The sequence below is a fragment of the Anditalea andensis genome (genome assembly GCF_000714815.1).
Lineage (GTDB): Bacteria > Bacteroidota > Bacteroidia > Cytophagales > Cyclobacteriaceae > Anditalea > Anditalea andensis.
Genome location: NZ_JMIH01000028.1, coordinates 190,936 through 212,977, shown reverse-complemented (window position 1 = coordinate 212,977; position 22,042 = coordinate 190,936). Strand labels below are relative to the sequence as shown.

The following is a 22,042-nucleotide window of genomic DNA, read 5'->3' as shown; positions in this document are numbered from 1 at the left end:
AATTAAATACCGAATGTTTTTCTCTTTTCTATAAAAAATTTTTTAAGTTCAGGATATACCGAACTTTCTGCTTCAGGTATGCCCTTTAAGGTAAGTCTGATATTCCCCTGTTCAGATCCATTGCCGTTTTCCAGTGTTTCCACCAGATATATAAATTCCTGGAGGGTTAAAGGTTCTCTAGAACAGTCTGGATTTGTCTTAAAATCATTACCATAAAAATCTATTACCTCAAAATAGATTATTCCATCCAAAGTAGAAGCATATATGCTTATTTCCTCGCCCCACTGGCTTTCTGGATAGGATAACTTGGCCAATAGTGCTGATGGTCCGGTACCATCAAAGTAGCTGGTGGGTTTATAATCAAAATTTATCATGCCCAAAATTTATAAATAAATAGGATAAATCTACATATTAGCCTTGTCTAATTTTTTTTTAAGTCAAATATTTAAAATAAGTTTGCATATACCTACAAAAATTATTTGATACGCCATGAGTTTTAAAAGAGGAAATATGAAGTTGCTGTTCATTCTCATACTGAGTATGATAACTGCATGGGTGGTGGCTGCTGAACCAGTTCATTTAAAAGGTAGCGTTATAGATAAAGCCACCAAGCAACCGATTCCGGGAGCGTCAATATTCATATCTGAGATAAATAGAACCGTTATTTCGGACGAAAACGGAAGGTTTGAAATCCATCCTTTACCTCAAAAAAATGTATTGGTACAGGTGTCTTTCATCGGTTACAAATCCATTATCCAAAAAGTAGATCTTAGTACAATTGATCTGGAAGTGACTTTTGAAATGGAGGAATCGACCACTACCATAGATGAGGTGGTGGTTTCGGGGGCGTATGTCATGAGCAGGGAAAGTTCTCCTGTCGTCATATCCAAAGTAGATAGATCAGCTATCCTCATGCATCCCTCCCCAAGTCTGATGAGTACCCTTTCCCGGGTACCGGGGGTCTCGGAAGTCTCCATGGGTCCCGGTATCAGTAAGCCGGTGATCAGGGGAATGTCTTTCAGTAGAGTACTGTCAGTATATCAGGGTGCGAGATTTGAAAACCAACAATGGGGGGCCGACCATGGACTGGGGCTAACTGAAACAGGCATATCAGGAGTGGAGATCATAAAAGGCCCCGCTTCACTGATGTATGGTTCTGGAGCAATGGCAGGAGTCATTCATCTTTTGGAAGAAAATGACGCCAGTGCCGGCCAGGTAGAGGGGGACATCAATTTAAGAGGATACAGTAATTCGCTGGGAGGAAGAATGGAGGCTGGATGGAAGGGGATGGGCGCAAATGGTTTTAACTGGTCATTGAGAGGTGCGTCCGAATCCCATGCCGATTACCTGGATGGTGACGGGCAGGCCGTAGGCAATACCCGATTTAATACTCATAATATAAAGGCTGGTCTAGGCCTGTCACAAAAGTGGGGAGACACCAAAATCAGGTATACCTATCTAAAACAGCGACTGGGGATATTGGATGAAGATGAACGAGAAGAGATGGTGACCACAAGGAATGACCGAAACATGCAGCTGCCCTTCCAGCAAGTGACCGATCATTTTCTGAGTTCCATCAGCAATATATTTTTGGGAGAGGATAAGATCATGGTGACACTAGGGTATCACTGGAACTTTAGGGAGGAGATAGAGGATGATTTTGAAGGGATCGACCTGGGTTTGAGACAGCAAAATTTCATGTATGATATCAAGTATTTTAAGTCCTTCTCCCCCTCACTTGAAGTGATAGTAGGCGGCCAGGGTTTTTATCTTCAGAATACCAATTATGACGAAGCGGAGGAGATCCTAATACCTGACGCCATAAAGGATGACCGATCTGTCTATTCTCTCCTGAATTATAATAAGAACAACTGGGTACTTCAGGGCGGATTAAGGTATGACCACAGGAAAGTCACTGCCGATGCCAGGGCTGATAAGTTTTTGGCTTATGGTTTCGAACTACCGGGAGCACCAGAAGATAGGATTTTAGAAAGAAGTTTTGGGGGCATTACCGCAAGTGGGGGTGCTACCTTTAGGCCCAGTGATAGATGGAGGTTCAGGGTCAATCTGGCAACGGGATTTAGGGCACCTGATCTGGCGGAGCTCTATTCCAACGGTCCACATCCGGGTACATCTAGATTTGAGCTTGGCAATGCCAACTTTGAAAGGGAACAGAATGTGCAGACAGACCTGGGCATCCGTTATAGGACCCCTCATTATACATTAATGGCAGAAGCATTTTATAACAGGGTGGATAACTATATATTTTTCTCCGCTACGGACCAAAGGGTAGAGGACCTGGTGGTATGGTCCTTTGAACAGGATGATGCATACCTTTATGGTGGCGAGGCTTTGGTAGAAATACATCCGATGGCTATGAAATGGCTGAATTTTATGACCTCATACAGTACAGTGATAGGACAGCGGAGATCTGACCTTTCCTATCTCCCGTATATTCCGGCTTTCAACTGGAATCAGGAAATTACGGTAAGACCATCCTTTTCCAGCAACAGCTTATCGGCTCTCTACCTGAAATTATTGGGTTCATGGGTGATGGACCAGCAGCGGGTAGCACTGTTAGAGGAGCAGACTCCAGGTTATTATCTCCTTGGGGCAAACATAGGCGCCGAACTTAAAGTGGCCGGTCAGGGAATAGATGTATTCCTCAGCGGGTCCAATTTACTGAATAAGACTTATATGGACCATTTGTCACTTTACCGCCCTTTTGGTATCAATCAGATCGGGAGAAATATAGCACTGCATTTAAGGTATAAATTCTAAAAAATCAATTTATCTGGACGATTTTACCCAGACCAGATATATTTTTTTCCAGATGTGGTGGAGAACCGGAATATTCTATTTTGCCGACACCATTGATATTGGCTTTAAGGGATTCTTCCACGTGAACAGATATTTTCCCTACACCATTCAGGTTGACCTGAGCTTTGTGTGCATCCAGGTTCATGCCATGAAAGACCCCTGCGCCTTCCATATCTTTGACCAAAAGCCCGGTGCTTCCTGAGAGTTCTACCATGGCTGCACCTTTGCTAAAGCTGTGTATTTCATCAGCGACTACATGAAGATTGGTATGGGTGGCACCATCTGCATGGATGACCATTACCGGGGTGAGAAAAGCCTGTACGTTTTGCATCGTGCAGGCCCCTTTGATATCTATTCTGGCCAGTTCAGGCATAGTGATATGAACTTTTATTGGCTGATTGGGGTGAATTTTTTCTTTAAACTTTAAATAGAGCACTTTATCCGTTACATGAAGGTCTATCTTGTCCATCAGTTTTTCTTCTGCTTCTATTTCTACATAATGATCATCAGACTGGTAGAGCTGGACATGAAAAATATCTTCTATGTACAGCGCATCATATGCGTCAAAAACATAGGCGGAGGTCACCAATTCCCCATGGTCTTCCTTTCCGGACTGGAAGCATCCCGTGAACAGCACCAGATATAAAGTGAAAGTAAAATAGACTAAATTCTTCATTACGGATGTATGTAACCATCCAATATAAGCAAAAAGAAAACACCAGCGGTGAAAAGCATTATAATTTTAAAAAAGACAGCTGCTTAACAATAAATTTGTGCTGTTACCATATTGATATTCGATTGGAATATACAAGCATTAGTCCTATTTTTGAGGTCAGGCCGAAGGCTATAGATATATTGATCCAAAAAAGTATAAAATAAATGCAAAGAGACCAGGTAATATTTGACCTTATAGATCAGGAAGAAAACCGTCAGAAAACAGGTATAGAACTTATAGCTTCAGAGAATTTTACATCTAAGCAGGTAATGGAAGCTGCCGGTAGTGTTTTGACGAATAAATATGCTGAAGGCCTGCCCAATAAAAGGTATTATGGTGGGTGTGAGGTAGTGGATAAAATAGAGCAGTTGGCTATAGACCGTGCCAAGGAACTATTCGGCGCTACATGGGCCAATGTTCAACCCCATTCTGGAGCTCAGGCCAATGCGGCCGTTTTCCTGGCCTGTCTCAATGCAGGGGATGCCATACTGGGATTTGACCTCTCACATGGCGGACATTTGACCCACGGGTCACCGGTAAATTTTTCGGGCAAGATCTACCAGCCTCATTTTTATGGTGTAGAAAAAGAAACTGGCCTGATCGATTATGACAAAGTAGAGGAGAAAGCCAGAGAAGTGAAACCTAAACTGATCATCTGTGGTGCCTCTGCCTATAGCAGGGACTGGGATTATGAAAGCTTAAGGGCCATTGCCGATGAGGTAGGTGCTTTACTGTTGGCGGATGTTTCACATCCATCGGGGTTAATAGCCAGAGGTTTGCTTAACGATCCGTTGGACCATTGCCATATCGTTACCACTACTACCCACAAGACCCTTAGAGGTCCCCGTGGAGGCCTGATTTTGATGAGGGAAGATTTTGATAATCCTTTTGGAATTAAAACCCCCAAAGGTGAGTTAAGAAAGATGTCGGCCCTTTTGGATTCGGGAGTGTTTCCAGGAACCCAGGGAGGACCTTTGGAGCATATCATTGCCGCTAAAGCCATCGCATTTGGGGAAGCACTTTCCGATGAATATATGCAATATGTGCTTAATGTAAAACAGAATGCTTCCACTATGGCGGATGCCTTTATACAGAAAGGTTATGAGATCATCTCTGGCGGTACAGATAACCATATGATGCTGATCGACCTTAGAAATAAGGACCTTACCGGAAAGCAGGCAGAGGAGACGCTGGGCAAAGTAGACATTACGATAAACAAAAACATGGTGCCGTTTGATGATAAATCACCATTTGTCACTTCAGGCATGAGAATAGGTACTGCAGCTGTCACCACCCGCGGATTGGGTAAAGCAGATATGCTGAAAATAGTAGACCTTATAGACCGGGCCCTGACCCATCATGAAAATGATGATCAGCTCGCTCAGATCAAAGAAGAAGTCAATAGCTGGATGGTTCAATTCCCTTTATATTAAACATACACATTAGTGGCACTGGATCAAATTCACGAAGAAGAAGAAGCCAATATGTCCTTTTTGGATCACCTGGAGCAATTGCGGTGGCATTTGCTCCGGTCCATTGCAGCAGTATTGGTATTTACTATTATAGCATTCTTATCTAAAAGTATTGTATTCGGAACCATTATCCTGGGACCATCTAAAGTTGATTTTATCACCTATAGGATACTGTGCAGCATAGGTAATTCCCTCAACCTCTCCGCCCTGTGCATAGAAGAACTGCCTTTTATCATCCAGAGCAGGCAGATGACAGGACAGTTTTCCATGCATGTCACTTCCTCTTTTGTGGTGGGGATCATAGTAGCTTTTCCCTACCTGTTTTGGGAAATATGGCGATTTATCAGTCCTGGGTTACATATTACAGAAAGAAATGCTGCCAGAGGAGCAGTATTCTTTGTAAGTGCGCTTTTCTTCGGAGGAGCAGCTTTCGGATACTTCATTCTTTCACCTTTATCCATTAACTTTCTGGCCAATTACCAGCTTGACCCTTCCATTTTAAATGAATTTGACATCACATCCTATGTTTCCACATTGATGATGCTGGTATTGGCTTCGGCTATTATGTTCCAGCTTCCGGTAGTGATATATTTCTTATCCAGGTCAGGATTGGTAACTGCAGCTGCACTCAAAGCATATAGAAGGCATGCCATAGTAGGTATCCTCGTCATAGCGGCAGTCATTACCCCACCAGACGTCATCAGCCAGGTGCTGATCGCGATGCCCATATTGCTTCTTTATGAAGCAGGTATCATGATTGCCAAACGTCTGGAAAAACAACGTAGAGAAGAGGCTTTATAACAGATCAAACAAAGTAAACAATGGCAATTAAATTAGCAATAGGCGGTGACCATGCAGGTTATGAATATAAAGAAAAGCTGATCAAATCACTTTTGGAAGCAGGCTATGAAGTCAAGGATTTCGGCCCTGACTCCAATGCTTCTGTGGATTATGCAGATTATGTTCATCCTTTGGCTACGGCTATCGAATCGGGCGAATATTTATTCGGAATTGTAATCTGTGGCAGTGGTAATGGGGTAGCCATTACGGCAAATAAACACCAGGGGATCCGCGCAGCATTGTGCTGGAATGAAGAGCTGGCAGTACTGGCAAGGTCTCATAACAATGCCAACGTACTCGCCCTTCCCGCCAGATTTATAACTTTTGAACTGGCAGAAAAAATGGTTCTTACCTTCCTTACCACCGAATTTGAAGGAGGTCGTCACCAGACCAGGGTGGATAAAATCGCCTGTAGGTAACAATTTCCGGTGGCGGATGTCAGAGTATGGATGTAATAGGTGGAGAATACCAAGGTCAAAACCATATAATAATTTAATTAAATGAAGAAATCAATCACGGCCTTATTCATTTTGATGGCCTTTATGTCGGAGTCTTTTGGCTGGGGTCAAAACGGGCACCGGGTAGTGGGACAGCTTGCCGAGTGGCATATCAACAGTAAAACTAAAAAACAGATAGAAAGAATACTGGGCCATGAATCATTGCCTATGGTAGCCAACTGGATGGATGAAATCAGATCTGATAAAAACTATGACCATACTGCTACCTGGCATTGGGTTACCGTTCCGGATGGAGAAAGCTATGAAAAATCAGTGCAGGAGGAGACAGGGGATGCTTATGAAAGGCTTCTGATCATCATCAATGAACTCAAAGAAGGGAAACTTTCAGAACAGCAGGAAAGGGAATACCTGAAAATGCTCGTACATATAGTAGGCGATCTGCATCAGCCCCTACATGTGGGAAGAGGCGACGACAAAGGCGGTAATGATGTCAAGGTAAACTACTTTAATCAGGAGACTAATCTGCATAGTGTCTGGGATACCAAAATGATCGAAGGACAAAACCTGAGTTTCTCTGAAATAGCGCAACACCTTAACCGTAGAGCCAACAAAAATCTGGTGAAGGAATATCAAAAAGCTACTCCAATTGATTGGTTGAAAGAAGCTATGGCACTCAGGCCGATGGTTTATGACGTGCCGGATAACAACAGGCTCAGTTACGAATATAACTACAAATACTACAATCTGGTAGAGGAAAGATTACTGGCCGGAGGGTTAAGGCTGGCCGGAATATTAAATGATATTTATGGCTAAGCTTCATTAGCTTCACCTATAAAAAAAGATTCACCAAAGATACCATGTATATTTTGGTGAATCTTTTTTTTTATCAGTGTTTATATCAGGTACAGTTCAGGTATCTGTTCTAAGAAGGATTCCAATAGCAATCCAGGCATCTACTTCCCTGATTGAAAAGCCGCTTTGGCGGAATCAAGGAAGTCTACAAATCGCTGCACGTTGGAATCATAAGCTTTTGGGCTTACCAATAATTCCTCATTGGTATCCAAGATGACATAATAAGGCTGAGCATTATTATTAAACCTGGTGATCTGGAAGTCCGCATTCTGCTTACCTATAGTCTTTTTTACTTTGCCGTCATATTGGGAAGTATACCAGTCTGATTCAGGCAGTTCATAGCGCTCATCTATATAAAGGGCTACCACTATGAAATCTTCCTTTAATCTGCTTAGTACGGGCGTTTCTACCCATACCTTGGCCTCCATTTCTCTACAGTTTACACATCCATGCCCGGTGAAATCAATAAACAGTGGCTTATCCGCTCTTCTTGCAGCTGCCAGAGCCTGCTCGTAATCGAAGTATCCCTGTATCCCGTGAGGCAAATGTAAAAAATCAGCATATTTAGGCCTGTCGTCCAGCTGGTTGCCTTCTGACTGTGCTGGGCCTCCGCTTTCCCGGATCAGTTTTATGAGATTAAAATCATGTGTAGCCATCGGAGGCAGGTATCCGCTCAGTGATTTCAGTGGAGCTCCCCATAGGCCAGGGACCATGTACAGCACAAATACGAAGGTGAGCATAGAAAGCAATAGACGTGGAACACCTATCTTTTCCATAGGTGAATCATGTGGTAACCTGATTTTACCCAATAAATAGAAGCCTAGCATTGCAAATATGACAATCCAGATGACTATATAGATATCCCTATCCAATATTCCCCAATGATACACCTGATCTGCTATGCTCAGAAATTTAAAGGCCAGTGCCAATTCAAGAAATCCTAAGACCACTTTTACAGAATTAAGCCAACCCCCTGATTTTGGTAAACTGTTTAACCACTCTGGAAAAATGGCAAATAGTGTAAAGGGAATGGCAAAAGCCAGTGAAAAAGCAAACATGCCCAATATGGGTTTAAGAAGCTGGCCTCCTGCCGATTCTATCAATATAGACCCAACGATAGGGCCTGTACAGGAAAAGGAAACAAGTACCAGGGTAAAAGCCATAAAAAACAATCCGGTCAGGCCCCCCTTATCAGCTTTGGCATCTACCGCATTGACTAGCCCACTAGGAAGTGTGAGTTCGAACATGCCCAGAAAAGCAAGTCCGAAAAAGATGAACACCAAGAAGAAAAATACATTGGGTGCCCAGTGAGTGGATAGCCAGTTGGCAAATTCAGGCCCCTGTATGGCGGCTACCAAAGTCCCGGCAATCGTGTAGATGGCTATGATGGAAAAACCATATATAAAAGCATTCCTGATGCCCTGTGCACGGCTATTCGATCTTCCGGTAAAGAAGGTCACCGTCATCGGGATCATCGGAAAGACACATGGCGTCAGTAGTGCTGCCAGGCCTGCTAGAAAAGCTACCAGCATAAAAGTAAACATAGAACCCGCATCTTCTCCAGTTTCTACATGAGAGGGGGCGGCTTTTTCCCGCAAATGGGTAGCATCTTCCTGTACTGCCAGCGTATCCGGTTCAATTATGACTTCTTCTTCGTCATCTTGCCGGACTACCGGATTCTCAGTGCCTACTTTTTTTTTTTCTGTGGCAGTGCCGGTGAGGGTAAATTCTTCTTCGTATAATATACACTGCCCTGTAATCTCAGAACACATCTGATACTCTAAGGTGCCGCGGATATTCACTTTCTCTGCTGTTACAGTAAAGACCTGCTTAAAATTCCCTTCTCTTTCGAAATACTTTACATTGTCATCCCAAACCTCATCAAACTTGGTTTTAGGATTTATAGCTACCAAATCTCCTTTTCTGGTGATTCCGTTGGCCTGATCCAAGCTGAGGCTGATCTGAATTGGGCCCACATCTTCAAAATCATTGGAATAGATATACCAGTTGAATGGTATCTGTGCCTGAAAAGTAATAGAAGCCTCTTCTCCTATGATCAGGGGTTGGTCGCTTAATTTAATGTCCCATTTTGGGGGTGAAATAATCTGAGAATGAGCGGAAAAAGACAGCATGATAAACAATGCCGCATTCAATAGAAATTTCAACGAATTGACCATTTTTAGGTGTGATGTAAGCTAATCTGAATAATCAAGGGCAAATTAAACAATTTAGTTCCAATATTTTATTGATTAGCCCTAAAAGGATGCGTAGTAAAAATGATTTATTATCAAGGCCTTCACTGGAATACTTTCAGTAGACATAAAGGTTCCTACAGGAGTAGACAGCTAAAAATCACCGTTAGCAGCATTACCTATAGGAACCGGCAAAATGATTATTGGGCAGCGTTTTTAAAGTGCTTAAAAAACAGGGCAATGGTTTCTATCCCCATAAAATAATTTTTTACCCCATAGTGTTCATTTGGAGAATGGATGGCATCTGTATCCAGACCAAAACCAAGTAAAATGGGATCCAGACCTAGTTCCTGCTGGAACAAAGATGTAATAGGTATAGAGCCACCTTCACGAGTTGGAATGGCTTTTTTTCCGAATGCATCTAATATAGCGGCTTCTGCTGCCCGGTATCCGGCAGAGTCTGTAGGGACTACTGCTGCCTGTCCCCCATGATGTGGGGTTACTTTTACCTTTACTGATTTTGGTGCGATAGATTCAAAATGGTTTTGAAAGAGCGTTGCTATCTCTTTATGGTCCTGATTTGGCACCAGCCTCATAGAGATTTTGGCATACGCTTTCGATGGCAATACCGTTTTGGCTCCTTCTCCAGTATAGCCTCCCCAGATACCGTTTACATCCAGTGTAGGCCGTATACCTGTTCTTTCTATAGTGGTATAGCCTTTCTCTCCATGTAGTTCATTTATATTTAGCTTCTTTTTATAATCAGCTTCGTCAAACGGAGCTTTATTCAGTTGGGCCCTATATTCCAAAGAAAGTTCTTCTACCTTATCATAAAATCCCGGAATGGTAATGTGATTATTTTCATCCTGTAGGGAAGCGATCATCTGGCACAATATATTGATCGGGTTGGCCACCGCTCCGCCATAGGTACCGCTGTGAAGGTCTCTGTTGGGACCAGTCACTTCCACCTGCATGTAAGCCAGACCTCTAAGTCCTACAGTGATGGAAGGGGTCTCCAATGAGAGCATACTCGTATCGGATATCAGGATCACATCTGCTTTTAGTTTGTCCTTATTTTCTTTGACAAAGCTTTCTAGATTATTGGACCCGACTTCTTCCTCACCTTCTATCATGAACTTGATGTTACAGGGGAGTTCATTGGTCTGCATCATGGCTTCAAAGGCCTTTACATGCATGTAAAACTGTCCTTTGTCATCAGCTGATCCACGGGCAAAAACAGCTCCTTCGGGATGGCTTTCGGTCTTTTTGATGACCGGTTCGAAAGGGGGTGAATCCCATAACTCATAGGGATCAGCTGGCTGCACATCATAATGCCCATAAACCAATACAGTAGGTGCGGATGGATCGATTATTTTTTCTCCATAGACAATAGGATAGCCAGCTGTCTGACATACTTCTACTTTGTCTGCTCCAGCTTTGATCAGGCTCTCTTTTACAAATTCAGCTGCTTGGAGTACATCTCCTTTGAATTTGGGGTCTGCACTGACTGAAGGGATTTTTAAAAGATCAATCAGTTCGTTCAAAAATTTTTCCTGATGTTGCTGTATGTATTGCTTTACTGCCATATTAGGGTTTTATCTGGTTCTAAATTAAGGGCAAAATTACAGTTTTATGGGGAGAAATGCAGGTTAACCGGCATCAAATCTCCCGATGATATCAATAAGCGTATTATAAATTTCAGAAACGTACATAATAGTGATGCTTTGCGATATTAAATAGTCTGCTATATGAGATATTGGCAGGATCTTTACGTTTTGCGCATAGTCAATAAAAAAGAAATCCCTATTTTTACAATTAAGGTATAAATCCGAAAGACCCATATACTCATACTTATTTTCTAACTTATTTCCTATGAAAGAAATCATCAACTCCACATCAGCTCCTGCCCCTCTTGGACCATATAGTCAAGCGGTCAAAGCCGGCCAAACTTTATATGTATCAGGGCAGATCGCCTTGGATGTAGAAACAGGTGAACTGATCAATGAAAACATCACCGAAGAAACCCATGCCGTGATGAAACACTTGGATGCCATTTTGAGCGAAGCGGGTTATGGCTTTGAGCATGTGGTAAAATGCAGTATCTTCATCAAAAACATGGATGATTTTAGTACTATTAATGAAGCTTATGGACAATATTTTAAACAAAATCCCCCTGCCAGAGAGACCGTTGAAGTGAGCAGATTACCTAAAAATGTTAATGTGGAAATCTCCTGTATTGCCGTGAAAGGATAAACTATTGTATTTGATTTCTGTTTTTCATGTATGAACCTAATTCCCCAACATACAGAGGTACTGGTATCCTCACTTACTGCCAATGAAGTAGTGAGGAGACTGGATGCTGTAACCAAAAATGTCAGTTACCTACAGGTGGAAGATTTTCAGGTTCAGAAGATATTCAATGGAAAGGTGAAAGAAGATACTTTTCACCTTTCCTTAAGTGTGGATAGCGGAGATACTTTTTTACCCCTTATACATGGAAATATAGACCATACCCGTGCAGGATGCATCCTATTTATAAAATACACCCTTTTTCCAGGATCCATTTTCTTTTTATATTTTTGGTTAGTGGTGACATTTTTGATTGGACTGTTTTTTTTGATTTTAGAAAAAAATTGGACGTTTGCCTTGCTGAGTTACGGTGCGGGTGTTGGCAATCTTGCCTTTGCATGGGCTCACTTTAACAGGAAAGTTAAAAAGTCCCAGTATATATTCCGCGAAATGCTAAGTTTACAGTCTACAGACTGATCACCTGCTAATATACAGTGGCAAATATCAAATAAAACTGCCAAACCATCATTATTTACCAGTTCCTTTACTTTTTCTTAAAACACAAAAAAGGTTTAACCTATATCTTTCAGACAGGAGGCAAGTCTATGAATGTCTTTTTCCTGGTGATAAGCAGACAGAATGATTCGGTTGATGCATGGATCGGTCACTTCTGGGTAGGGGAAGGAAGAAATGATGATATTTTCTTTTTCAAGTTTTTCCACTAACTTATCATCCTCAAAAGCAAATACCGGATATTGATCACATGATTTCAGATAGTCCAGATCTACGGTTAACTGTTTAAAAAGTGCGATATTTGCTTTTAATGTGAGCTGTTGTTTCTCATATAAGGATTGGCTGTTTAGAAAGGCTTCATAAAAAGCGGGACTTGGAGGGGAAGCTGACCTGAACATGGTTTCTTGTTCCAGCCTTGTAATAAAATTTTCATTACCCATTACTATGCCCCCTGGTATTCCCAGTGCCTTGCCCAGTGAGCCACACACGATTAGATCCACAGGAAGCCGGGACCATTTTTCGTATGTACCAAAAATACCTTTTCCGATCAGCCCAAAGGCATGGCTATCATCGATGAGTAAGGTATAAGTGTTATGGTCAGGAAGACTATTTATCCATTTAAAATCATGGATATCCAGCTTTAATGGGTCGACAGCGTTGCTGAGGAAAGTAATATGTTTACCTTCGTTGGCCCTAGCTACAGATAAACAGTCATGTGACCAAGTGTCAAATGACATGGAAGGGGAGGCAGTATGTTCAGGTAAAACAATGGCGGGATGGGCATCAGGAGCCACCAATAATATATCTGAGGAGGCTTCTATAACTTTTACAGCAGCAGTGCCTGCCAAAAAACCGCTGCTGAACAATAAGCCCCTACTTGCACCTGCCTGATGGGAAAAGAACCTTTCAAAATCCTCATATACCTGGAGCTGAAGGTTGCTGCCACGGCTGGAGCCATGGCTGGCACCGTACTTATTTAGGCCCAGAATAATCTGCTCTTCAAAGGCCGGGAGATTTGCCATAGCCAGATAGCTGGTCCCGCTGAAATATAGAAACTCCTCATTACCATATACAATGGTTCTGTCTACTTTAGATTGGATAGGATAATGTTTCATGAGCCGGTTTGATTATTTCAGGCTTGCTCCTATACCTGGCCCATCGGGAAAAGTAACTTTACCGGGGATAATATTTACACCCGAAGCGATATCTTGGGACAAAAGCATGGCCCCATCCATATCTACATAATCCAATAAAGGTGCAATGTGTGCTATAGCAGATATGCCTATTGATGACTCGGTCATGCAGCCCACCATGGTTTTCATGCCCAGACGCTTGGCTTCATGCAGCATTCTAAGTCCGGGGGTGATACCTCCAGCTTTGACCAATTTGACATTGATACCGTGAAAGAGGCCATGGCATTTTTTAACATCTGACTCTATGATACAGCTTTCGTCTGCAATGACTGGCAGTTTGCTATATTGATAGACTTCTTTCATGCCTTCCAGATCATTTTTTGCCAAGGGCTGTTCCATGAATTCTACATTCAGCTGCTGTAGTTCATCAGAATATTCGATGGCCTGGGCCGCAGTCCAGGCACAGTTGGCATCTATCCTGAACACCGCATCGGAGTGCCTCCTTAGTTCTCTGATGATATCCAGGTCATGATCAGTTCCCAGTTTGATCTTGTAAATGGGCCATTCTACTTCTTTCATTTTGGCCACCATTTTGTCTATGGTGTCTATTCCTATAGTAAAATTTGTAGTAGGGATCTGGTTTGGGTCAAGGTTCAGGTATTCATAGAGTTTTATGCCCTTCTTTTTGGTATACAGATCCCATGCAGCCATATCCAGTGCACATTGGGCAAATGGATTGGCAAAAAAGATGGATTTGGTAAGGGACCACAGCTGTTCGGGCGTCTCCCATAGGCTGCTTTCAATGATGGACCTGGCCGATGCCAAAGAAGATTTCATATTGTCTACTGTAATGCCATAAAATGGATTGGTAGTGGCTTCTCCCAGGCCTATGATACCGTCTTCTTCTAATCTTACTATGACCGTTTCCTGGGAATCTCTGCTTTGGTGAGCAATTGTAAAAGTGTGTTTTAAAGGTAATTCTTTTACAAGAACCTGTAAGTTTATAGCCATATGAATTTCTTGTGATAACGGGATCTTAAATATTATTCGAAGTTTGTTATTTTGGGCCAAAATAAAAAGACATATTTGACGAAGTACTTATAATCTGTATGAAAGTCCAAAAAATGATGAAGAAGCTATCAGTATGTATCATTTTGTTCTATGTAGTAAGCCATTTTTGCCTGGGTAGACAAAATAATGGTCCGGTTGACAAAGGTATCTGGAAAGCAGCTTATGATCTATATAAAGAGCAGTCTATAACCCATAGAAGGTTTAAGCATAAAGATATTTTACCCCTGATCGAAAAGCGACAATTTGGAGATGTGTACCGTGTCACTAAACTTGGGTCTAGTATAGAAGCACGGGATATCTATCAGTTGGGCTATGGTCAGGGTGATATAAAAGTACTGTTATGGTCGCAGATGCATGGCAATGAAAGTACCGCTACTATGGCTCTTTTTGATTTGTTCAACTTCCTGGAAGCCGGCGATGATGAATTTGAATCTATCAGGCAAACCATACGGGAAAAACTGGATCTAAGGTTCATTCCAATGGTTAATCCTGATGGAGCTGAAGCCTTTATCAGGAGAAATGCTTTGGATATAGACCTCAATCGGGATGCTATACAATTGACTTCTCCTGAATCAGTCATCCTACGGAAGGCCAGAGAGGATTTCGGTCCTGATTTTGGGTTCAACCTTCATGATCAGCAGATCTATTATAATGTAGAAAGAACGCCAAAACCGGCTACTATTTCTGTATTGGCTCCCGCTTTTAATTATGAAACTGAAATAAATGATGTAAGGAGAAGAGCGCTGCAGGTCATTGTAGGAATGAACGGGCTACTGCAGGAGATCATCCCTGGGCATGTCGGAAAATACGATGATGGATTTGAACCAAGGGCCTTTGGGGATAATTTTCAGCGATGGGGGACCAGTGCCATTTTGATAGAATCAGGAGGATACCCTGGTGATCCTGAAAAGCAATACATAAGGGAATTAAATTTCATAATCATCCTAAATGCGCTTTATGAAATAGCCCAAGCATCCTACACCCAATACGAGGTAGCCGATTATTTTGCCATTCCGGACAATGATTCCAAGCTGATGGATGTGATGCTGCGGAATGTCACCATTAAAAGGGATGACCTGGAATATATGGTAGATCTGGGCATAAGAAGGAGGGAAATAGAAGGAGAAGAGGGCTATTATACTGAAAGCTCTATTATCGATATCGGTGACCTATCGGTATATTATGGTTATGATGAAATAGATGCGGAGGGATATGTGATGAAAGAAGGGAAAGTTTATGAAAAAGAGCTGAATGCATTACCCAGCTATGAGGAAACTATGGATATGCTAAAGAAAGGGTATTTATGGTTGCGGGTAAAAACAGTAAATAATTCCATCCACCAGCTCCCGATTAATATCTTTCAATCCACAGGAGATTTAAAAGCAGGGGCTAAATTAGGGAGTAAGGCTAATTTCCTCCTTGAAAAAGAAGGTATGGTTCATTATGCTATAATAAATGGCTACCTGATCGATCTCCGATCTCCAAAAGACCAAAACATTCAACTGAAAATTCAATAATAAAAAAGGGGGAGGTTGTGGAAGCTCCCCTTTTTATTATTTATAACTAATGTTCTTTCCATAGCGCTGATGATATTTTTCTATATCAGCTTCTAATTTTTCTATTTTTCTACGCTGATTGATAAGATCTGCTTCCCACCCTCGGATATCTTTTGGTGAAAGATTCTCCCGTCTCTTTTGTCTTTCAAATCTTTTGGTATCCTTGACCAGTTCGCGGTTGGCTTTTTTGAGCTTACTTTTATTCTCTAAGTATTGGGCAGTAGCTTTGTGTTCAGCTTTGATCTGTTTATCTATTCTCTTTTCCTCTTTTTGGGCAGCTTTTATTTCTTTTTGGCTTTTTTCTTGGGCATAGATGATTCCACTGAATAAAGTCATTAAAATAAAGAAAACGGAAATTTTTTTCATCTGAATTTAGTGTTTATCTAGGGTCTAGTTGAAATCAGCCAATATGAAGTATTACTCTTATGACAAATACTTAAAGAGGTAGATCTCTTTTCTCCGCTAACGCCAAAGCTATTAAAAAGTTGTAAACTATGAAATAGAATAGCTAAAGGTTAGGTCCTGCTTTTTCGTTTCTTTTTATCCATTTTATCTATCCGCTTCTGGATTTTATTTATTTTCTTTTCCTGGTCTTTTATCTTACGTTCTCTTTTGCCTATTTCTATTGGTGAAAGCTTACCTTTACGCTGGTCAGCCTCAAATTTAACCACATATTTTCTTAGTCTATCGGTAGCTTTGTCCAGTTTTTTGATTTCTTTCTGATAAGCTTTTCGATCCTTTTCTGCTTTTTTCAGATCTTTCTCCGCTTTCCTAAAATCATCATTTCTTACGATGATGGTGTCATTACTACTACGTGACTGGGCCAATAGAGGTCCACCTGTTAGCATTAAAAAACATACAATCAATAATCCGTACTTTTTCATAATGGGTATATATTTAATCAGACTGTTTTGAAAACTTAACTTTTTAAAGTCCAAATTGTTAGATTTGGTTCCGTCACCCGGATTTTGAAGCTGTGATCTCTTTCTTTAAAAATGGTGAACTTTACATAACTTTTATATATTTATGTATAAAACTTAAGCAGAGAAATATGAACACGGAACAAAAAACAGCTTTAGAGCAGGAGATTGATAGACTGAAAGCCATGCTTACCGGAAACATGTTTGAAGACATGGAATATCGGGACCAGATCCACAATCTGGAAATGCAGCTCAACGGTACCAAACCTATGGATAGCCATTTTGATTGTATCGGCTGTGGTAGCTGATCATCCTTTGCCATTGATTTTTTTGGTAAAGGTTATTTGACCTAAGCTACATTACCATATTATGCCGCACTATTTTGTCATTTATAAGCCTTATGGAATTCTGAGTCAGTTTTCCGGAGATGACCATACACTAAGAGATATAGGGGATTTTCCTGTAGAAGTATATCCAGTGGGAAGATTGGATAAAGACAGTGAGGGCCTTTTGCTGCTTACCGATGATAAATCACTGAACCATCATCTGCTCAATCCCCTATTCGGTCATGAAAGAACCTATCTGGCCCAAGTGGAGGGCATACCTGAAAAGGAAGCCCTGCACCTTCTAGCTGCCGGGGTAAAAATTACAGTAGATGGAAAATCATACCTTACAAAAAAAGCAACCGTTAGTCTGCCGGAAAATGTGACCCTTCCCCCCAGAAATCCGCCGATCCGGTACCGTAAAAATGTACCAGATACCTGGATCAAACTTTCCTTGATAGAGGGGAAAAACCGGCAGGTAAGGAAAATGACTGCAGCAGCAGGCTACCCTACCCTTCGGCTGGTGCGCTGGTCTATGGAGGATTTGACCATAGAAGGATTTGAGGTAGGAGAGGTGCGGTCTTATTCGCGTGAAGAAATTTATTCCCTGCTCAGAATTGAACCAGGGAAATTTAAATTAGGGGAAGCAAAATCCCCTCATTTCCCCAATAGAAATAAGAATCGACGTTAGATTGTGTTAAATGGAGAAATGTTTTAATTTCGGAATTGGAAATTCTCTCAGGGAGGTTTTGCTATATAGATACCAAATGGAAATGAGTACAGGGATGTTCTTTAGGAATAAAGTCAGCTGGCATCCCTATAGTACCAGATCGATTATTGGTTTCTTTTTAAATTATCCATAGTACCATATAACATATGCACATGCATCAGGAAAAAATCCGGGAAGTAATCAATGAAGTAAAAAAAGTTGTAGTAGGTCAGGACAGGATGGTCAACAGACTCTTAATAGGTTTATTTACCAATGGACATATTCTTTTAGAAGGGGTGCCTGGGCTGGCTAAGACCCTGACGGTAAATACGCTTGCCAAGGTGATCAACCTGGATTTTAAGCGCATCCAGTTTACTCCTGATCTATTGCCTTCAGACCTTATAGGGACCATGATTTATAATCAGCAAAATGGTGATTTTGAAGTAAAAAAGGGTCCTATATTTTCAAATATCATATTAGCAGATGAAATTAACCGCTCTCCAGCCAAGGTGCAGTCAGCTTTACTGGAAGCCATGCAGGAAAAGCAGGTGACTATAGGGGAGACTTCCTTTAATTTGGACAGGCCATTCTTGGTATTGGCTACCCAAAATCCGGTGGACCAAGAGGGAACCTACCCTCTCCCTGAAGCGCAGGTGGATAGGTTTATGATGAAAGTCCACATAGATTACCCTTCCAAAGCGGATGAACTGGAGGTCATGCGCAGAATGTCCAATATGCAGTACATGTCTGAAGTAAATGCGGTGCTTTCCAAGGAGGATATTTTTGCCATACGGGCTAAGATCAATGAAGTTAAGATAGCTGAGCCCTTGGAAAACTACATTATCGAACTGGTATTTGCTACCAGATTTCCGCAAAAATACGGATTGACTGAAGAGGCCAAATACATACAGTTCGGTGTATCCCCACGGGCCAGTATCAACCTTAATCTAGCCTCAAGAGCAGCAGCTATGATGGAAGGAAGAGACTATGTACTTCCTGAAGATATAAAATCTATAGCACAGGATGTGCTTAACCACAGAATTATACTTAATTATGAAGCTGAGGCGGATAATGTAAGCACAAGAGACCTGATAGATATAGTCTTGGATAAAATTCCGCTTAATAAATCCGTAACATTCAAATAGGCATTCGGCTACATATTTGAACAATATATTAATAAAACCATCGCAATATTAAGTTATTGCGATGGTTTTTTGGTTTTTAATAAGTTCAATTAACCGATAATTAACTTTTTCTACCTATCCAGTTTACATTGGCTAGTGACATTTGTGGTGTTCGTTTACTACAAATATCAATGAAAAAAATTTTACGTTTAACCCTTGCATTAGCACTCCTCACCGGAAGTGTATTTGCACAATCAGGCACTATTAAAGGAGTGGTGACTGATGCTCAAACGGGAGAAACCATCATCGGCGCCAATGTGAGAATTGAAGGCAGTTCTCTGGGAGTGGCCACCGATCTGGATGGCTCTTTTGAGCTTAATAGAGTAGAGGCCGGTAATTATAAGTTACTGGTGTCTTTTATTTCATACAAAACTGTGAGGCTGGAAGGTGTCATAGTTGTAGCCGACAGGACTACGGTATTGGATGTAAAGTTAGAAGAAGATCTGGGGAATTTGGGAGAAGTATTGGTAACTGCATCAAGGGAGACCAATACCCAGATGGCCGTGATTTCTGAAATCAAACGTTCGCTGAACGTGGTAAGTGGGATTTCCGCAGAGCAGATCCGTATTTCCCAGGACAGGGATGCCGCCCAGGTCATGAGCCGTGTTCCGGGCGTAACCGTGGTGGATAACAGATTTATCATGGTAAGGGGAGTACCGGAGCGGTATAACCAGGTCATGATCAACAATGCCATTGCACCAAGCACCGAAGTGGACAGGAGGACATTTTCGTTTGACCTGATCCCATCCTCTGCATTGGACAGGATGCTGGTCTTTAAAAGCGGATCACCTGAAAACCCTGGAGATTTTGCTGGGGGATTGATAAAGCTCTATACTAAAAATGCGGTTGAGGAAAATTTTACTACAGTAGAATATGGGATTGGCGTGAGGGCTGGTACCACCTTTGGGAATCATTTACAGGCACAGGGATCGAAAACCGATATTTTAGGTTTTGATGGAGGATTGCGGGATCTGCCTTCGAATGTGCCATCTACAGATGAAATGGTCAATTCCAATAGGTTTTCTGAATTTAGAGAAAGAGTGGGAAAAAGCTTCAGAAATGATTTTGTAGCTCAGCAAACTATGGCCATTCCCGATCAAAGGGCCGCCGTCACTTTAGGCAGATATTTCAATTTAAAAGGAGCCTCAAGCATAAGTACAGTAACCAGCTTTAATATCTCACAGTCTTACCAAAGTTATAGCCGCGATTTTTCGCGGTATTTTACCTGGGAAGATGTTTCTCAACCTATTCTCAATAGATTGGCATATGATGATATGAGCTATGAAAAAGATAACAGGGTAGGTATTACTTCAAATTGGAACTATAAGATAAATGCCTTTAACAGTATCTCTTTTAAAAACCTTTATAATCAAATCGGTGAAAATGTCACCATTATGAGAGAGGGTTTTGACGCAGTACAGCTTGCTGGGTTACGAAGAAGAAATTATTTATTAGGTTATAGGAGTAGATCAATCTATTCCGGGCAACTGGAAGGTAACCATAGCTTTCCCATATCTAAATCATCTCTGAATTGGATAGTAGGAATAAATTATCTTGGTGAGCAGGAGCCGGATCTCAGAAGGTTTAGAACGGTTAACTTTTCACAAACAGGTGAAGAAGCTTATGCCATGACCCTACCTCCAAGCTCCAATCTTTTTGATACGGGTAGATACTGGGGTGATTTAACAGAATATGGGGTTTCTAATGGACTGAATTTTGAAAAGAATTTTGGCGGGAGTGAAGACCGTCCCAAAATTTTTAAGGCAGGGTACCTAGTTGATTATAGAAACAGGGAATTCAATTCAAGATATTTCAGCTATTTATACCCAGGAGGAGCCAATGATCCGGTGATCGGGGAGCAAATAAGATATTTGCCTTTGGATGAAATTTTTTCCCCTGAAAATATTAGAAGAAGCAATGGACTGGTAGTAGAAGAAGGCACCCGACCGGTGGACAGTTACTCTGGTACCAATTTATTGTCCGCGGGTTATTTATCTATTGTTTATCCTATTGGAAGCTTGAATATATCAGGTGGCACCAGGATGGAATATAATATTCAAAATTTGAATGGTAATAATGATGCTGGACCATTAAACATTAAAAATCCTATATTTTCTCCATTGGGCTTTTTGAATTTGGATTATGCATTTACTGAGCAGACACAGCTCAGGTTTGGCTATGGCAAAACAGTAAACCGTCCTGAGTTTAGAGAAATAGCTCCATTCCAATACTATGATTTTAGGATGGAAGCGACTTTTGATGGCAATCCTAATTTAAAGGTAGCAGACCTACACAATTTGGATTTAAGAATAGAAACTTATCCGCGAGTAGGAGAAATGATTAGTCTTGGCGTATTCTATAAATATTTTCAAAACCCTATAGAAACCAGAATCGTGGTACAGACAGAAGGACCAGGGTTTAATTTTGGTAATGCCAATAGTGCTTATAATGTGGGTGCAGAATTGGAGATCAGAAAATCTTTTGCGGGGGTATTTCCCAGTCAATTTTTAAATAATTTCAGCCTCAATCTAAATGCCTCCTTGATTCAGTCTCAGGTAGATTTTGGTCCAGATGCAGATTTAGCCCAAGACCAGAAGCGACCGTTACAGGGGCAGTCTCCCTATATCATCAATTCCGGATTGGTTTATAATGACGAAGTGATAGGGCTACAGGTGGGGGCGGCCTACAATATCTTTGGCCAGCGTATCTATGCTGTGGGTAACTATTTATTCCCCACCATTTTTGAACTGCCTAGGCATGCCCTTGATATTACCTTCAGCAAGCGTATAAGTAATAAATTTACCTGGAGAGGTGGCGTGCAGGATGTATTCAATGCCAAATACAGGTTCTTCGAGAACTCCAGCTTCCTGACCGGTTCTACTAAAATCAACACAGATGTGGATAACCCTATATTTCAGTTTAAGAGAGGTTCGCTATTCACCACTTCTGTTATGTATACATTTTAAAGAGTAAATAAACAATAATCTAATTCTAA

General features: G+C 41.4%; 20 protein-coding genes. 12 read left to right on the top strand and 8 right to left on the bottom strand.

What is annotated here, in order from left to right; genetic code table 11:
* Positions 1-2: 2 nt before the first annotated feature.
* The gene (locus EL17_RS20150; protein WP_035078575.1) at positions 3-374 is read right to left on the bottom strand and encodes a hypothetical protein; all 372 of its coding nucleotides are present in this window, start codon (positions 372-374) and stop codon (positions 3-5) included.
* A 115-nt stretch (positions 375-489) separates the two neighbouring features.
* Between EL17_RS20150 and EL17_RS20145 the strand changes: the two genes are divergently transcribed.
* Positions 490-2,781: a TonB-dependent receptor gene (locus EL17_RS20145; protein WP_240486038.1), complete on the top strand. Its 2,292-nt coding sequence runs from the start codon at positions 490-492 to the stop codon at positions 2,779-2,781.
* Between the two features lie 4 nt (positions 2,782-2,785).
* Here the strand turns inward: EL17_RS20145 and EL17_RS22860 are convergent, their stop codons facing one another.
* On the bottom strand, positions 2,786-3,496 hold the full coding sequence (locus EL17_RS22860; RefSeq protein WP_051720222.1) for a head GIN domain-containing protein: 711 nt from the start codon (positions 3,494-3,496) through the stop codon (positions 2,786-2,788).
* Between the two features lie 203 nt (positions 3,497-3,699).
* Here EL17_RS22860 and EL17_RS20130 point away from each other — a divergent pair, with 203 nt between their 5' ends.
* From EL17_RS20130 to EL17_RS20115, 4 genes are all read left to right on the top strand, one after another.
* Positions 3,700-4,968, top strand: coding sequence for a serine hydroxymethyltransferase (locus EL17_RS20130; protein ID WP_035078559.1), 1,269 nt, complete (start codon positions 3,700-3,702; stop codon positions 4,966-4,968).
* A 12-nt stretch (positions 4,969-4,980) separates the two neighbouring features.
* Positions 4,981-5,808: a twin-arginine translocase subunit TatC gene (gene tatC / locus EL17_RS20125; RefSeq protein ID WP_035078557.1), complete on the top strand. Its 828-nt coding sequence runs from the start codon at positions 4,981-4,983 to the stop codon at positions 5,806-5,808.
* Positions 5,809-5,828: 20 nt separating this feature from the next.
* Complete coding sequence (rpiB, locus tag EL17_RS20120; RefSeq protein ID WP_035078554.1) at positions 5,829-6,266, top strand: ribose 5-phosphate isomerase B; 438 nt, start codon at positions 5,829-5,831, stop codon at positions 6,264-6,266.
* 81 nt (positions 6,267-6,347) lie between these two features.
* Complete coding sequence (locus EL17_RS20115) at positions 6,348-7,118, top strand: S1/P1 nuclease (RefSeq protein ID WP_035078551.1); 771 nt, start codon at positions 6,348-6,350, stop codon at positions 7,116-7,118.
* Positions 7,119-7,258: 140 nt separating this feature from the next.
* On the opposite strand, the gene EL17_RS20110 is transcribed toward EL17_RS20115, so the two are convergent.
* Together EL17_RS20110 and EL17_RS20105 are read right to left on the bottom strand one after the other, a co-directional pair.
* On the bottom strand, positions 7,259-9,334 hold the full coding sequence (locus EL17_RS20110; protein WP_035078547.1) for a protein-disulfide reductase DsbD family protein: 2,076 nt from the start codon (positions 9,332-9,334) through the stop codon (positions 7,259-7,261).
* A gap of 215 nt (positions 9,335-9,549) precedes the next feature.
* Positions 9,550-10,935: a dipeptidase gene (locus EL17_RS20105; RefSeq protein WP_035078545.1), complete on the bottom strand. Its 1,386-nt coding sequence runs from the start codon at positions 10,933-10,935 to the stop codon at positions 9,550-9,552.
* Between the two features lie 286 nt (positions 10,936-11,221).
* Here EL17_RS20105 and EL17_RS20095 point away from each other — a divergent pair, with 286 nt between their 5' ends.
* Positions 11,222-11,602: a RidA family protein gene (locus EL17_RS20095; protein ID WP_035078539.1), complete on the top strand. Its 381-nt coding sequence runs from the start codon at positions 11,222-11,224 to the stop codon at positions 11,600-11,602.
* A gap of 30 nt (positions 11,603-11,632) precedes the next feature.
* A complete protein-coding gene (locus EL17_RS20090) occupies positions 11,633-12,115 on the top strand; it encodes a hypothetical protein (protein ID WP_035078536.1) in 483 nt (160 codons plus the stop codon).
* Between the two features lie 95 nt (positions 12,116-12,210).
* Here EL17_RS20090 and EL17_RS20085 read toward each other — a convergent pair whose 3' ends face one another.
* Entirely contained in the window at positions 12,211-13,266 is a 1,056-nt protein-coding gene (locus EL17_RS20085; RefSeq protein ID WP_035078533.1) for an aminotransferase class I/II-fold pyridoxal phosphate-dependent enzyme, read from the bottom strand.
* A gap of 12 nt (positions 13,267-13,278) precedes the next feature.
* Positions 13,279-14,295, bottom strand: coding sequence for a dipeptide epimerase (locus tag EL17_RS20080; protein WP_035078530.1), 1,017 nt, complete (start codon positions 14,293-14,295; stop codon positions 13,279-13,281).
* 98 nt (positions 14,296-14,393) lie between these two features.
* Between EL17_RS20080 and EL17_RS20075 the strand changes: the two genes are divergently transcribed.
* A complete protein-coding gene (locus tag EL17_RS20075) occupies positions 14,394-15,872 on the top strand; it encodes a M14 family metallopeptidase (RefSeq protein WP_084166285.1) in 1,479 nt (492 codons plus the stop codon).
* 36 nt (positions 15,873-15,908) lie between these two features.
* On the opposite strand, the gene EL17_RS20070 is transcribed toward EL17_RS20075, so the two are convergent.
* Positions 15,909-16,277: a hypothetical protein gene (locus tag EL17_RS20070; RefSeq protein ID WP_164675186.1), complete on the bottom strand. Its 369-nt coding sequence runs from the start codon at positions 16,275-16,277 to the stop codon at positions 15,909-15,911.
* Between the two features lie 149 nt (positions 16,278-16,426).
* On the bottom strand, positions 16,427-16,795 hold the full coding sequence (locus EL17_RS20065) for a DUF3450 domain-containing protein (RefSeq protein ID WP_164675185.1): 369 nt from the start codon (positions 16,793-16,795) through the stop codon (positions 16,427-16,429).
* A 167-nt stretch (positions 16,796-16,962) separates the two neighbouring features.
* Between EL17_RS20065 and EL17_RS23665 the strand changes: the two genes are divergently transcribed.
* The 4 genes from EL17_RS23665 to EL17_RS20050 all read left to right on the top strand — a co-directional run bounded on the left by EL17_RS23665 (position 16,963) and on the right by EL17_RS20050 (position 22,013).
* Positions 16,963-17,139: a hypothetical protein gene (locus EL17_RS23665; RefSeq protein WP_164675184.1), complete on the top strand. Its 177-nt coding sequence runs from the start codon at positions 16,963-16,965 to the stop codon at positions 17,137-17,139.
* Positions 17,140-17,200: 61 nt separating this feature from the next.
* Complete coding sequence (locus EL17_RS20060) at positions 17,201-17,845, top strand: pseudouridine synthase (protein ID WP_035078521.1); 645 nt, start codon at positions 17,201-17,203, stop codon at positions 17,843-17,845.
* A 191-nt stretch (positions 17,846-18,036) separates the two neighbouring features.
* Positions 18,037-19,008 (top strand): AAA family ATPase, encoded by a 972-nt coding sequence (locus EL17_RS20055; RefSeq protein WP_035078518.1) that lies wholly within the window; start codon positions 18,037-18,039, stop codon positions 19,006-19,008.
* A gap of 170 nt (positions 19,009-19,178) precedes the next feature.
* Positions 19,179-22,013 (top strand): TonB-dependent receptor, encoded by a 2,835-nt coding sequence (locus EL17_RS20050; protein WP_035078515.1) that lies wholly within the window; start codon positions 19,179-19,181, stop codon positions 22,011-22,013.
* The last annotated feature ends 29 nt before the right edge of the window (positions 22,014-22,042 follow it).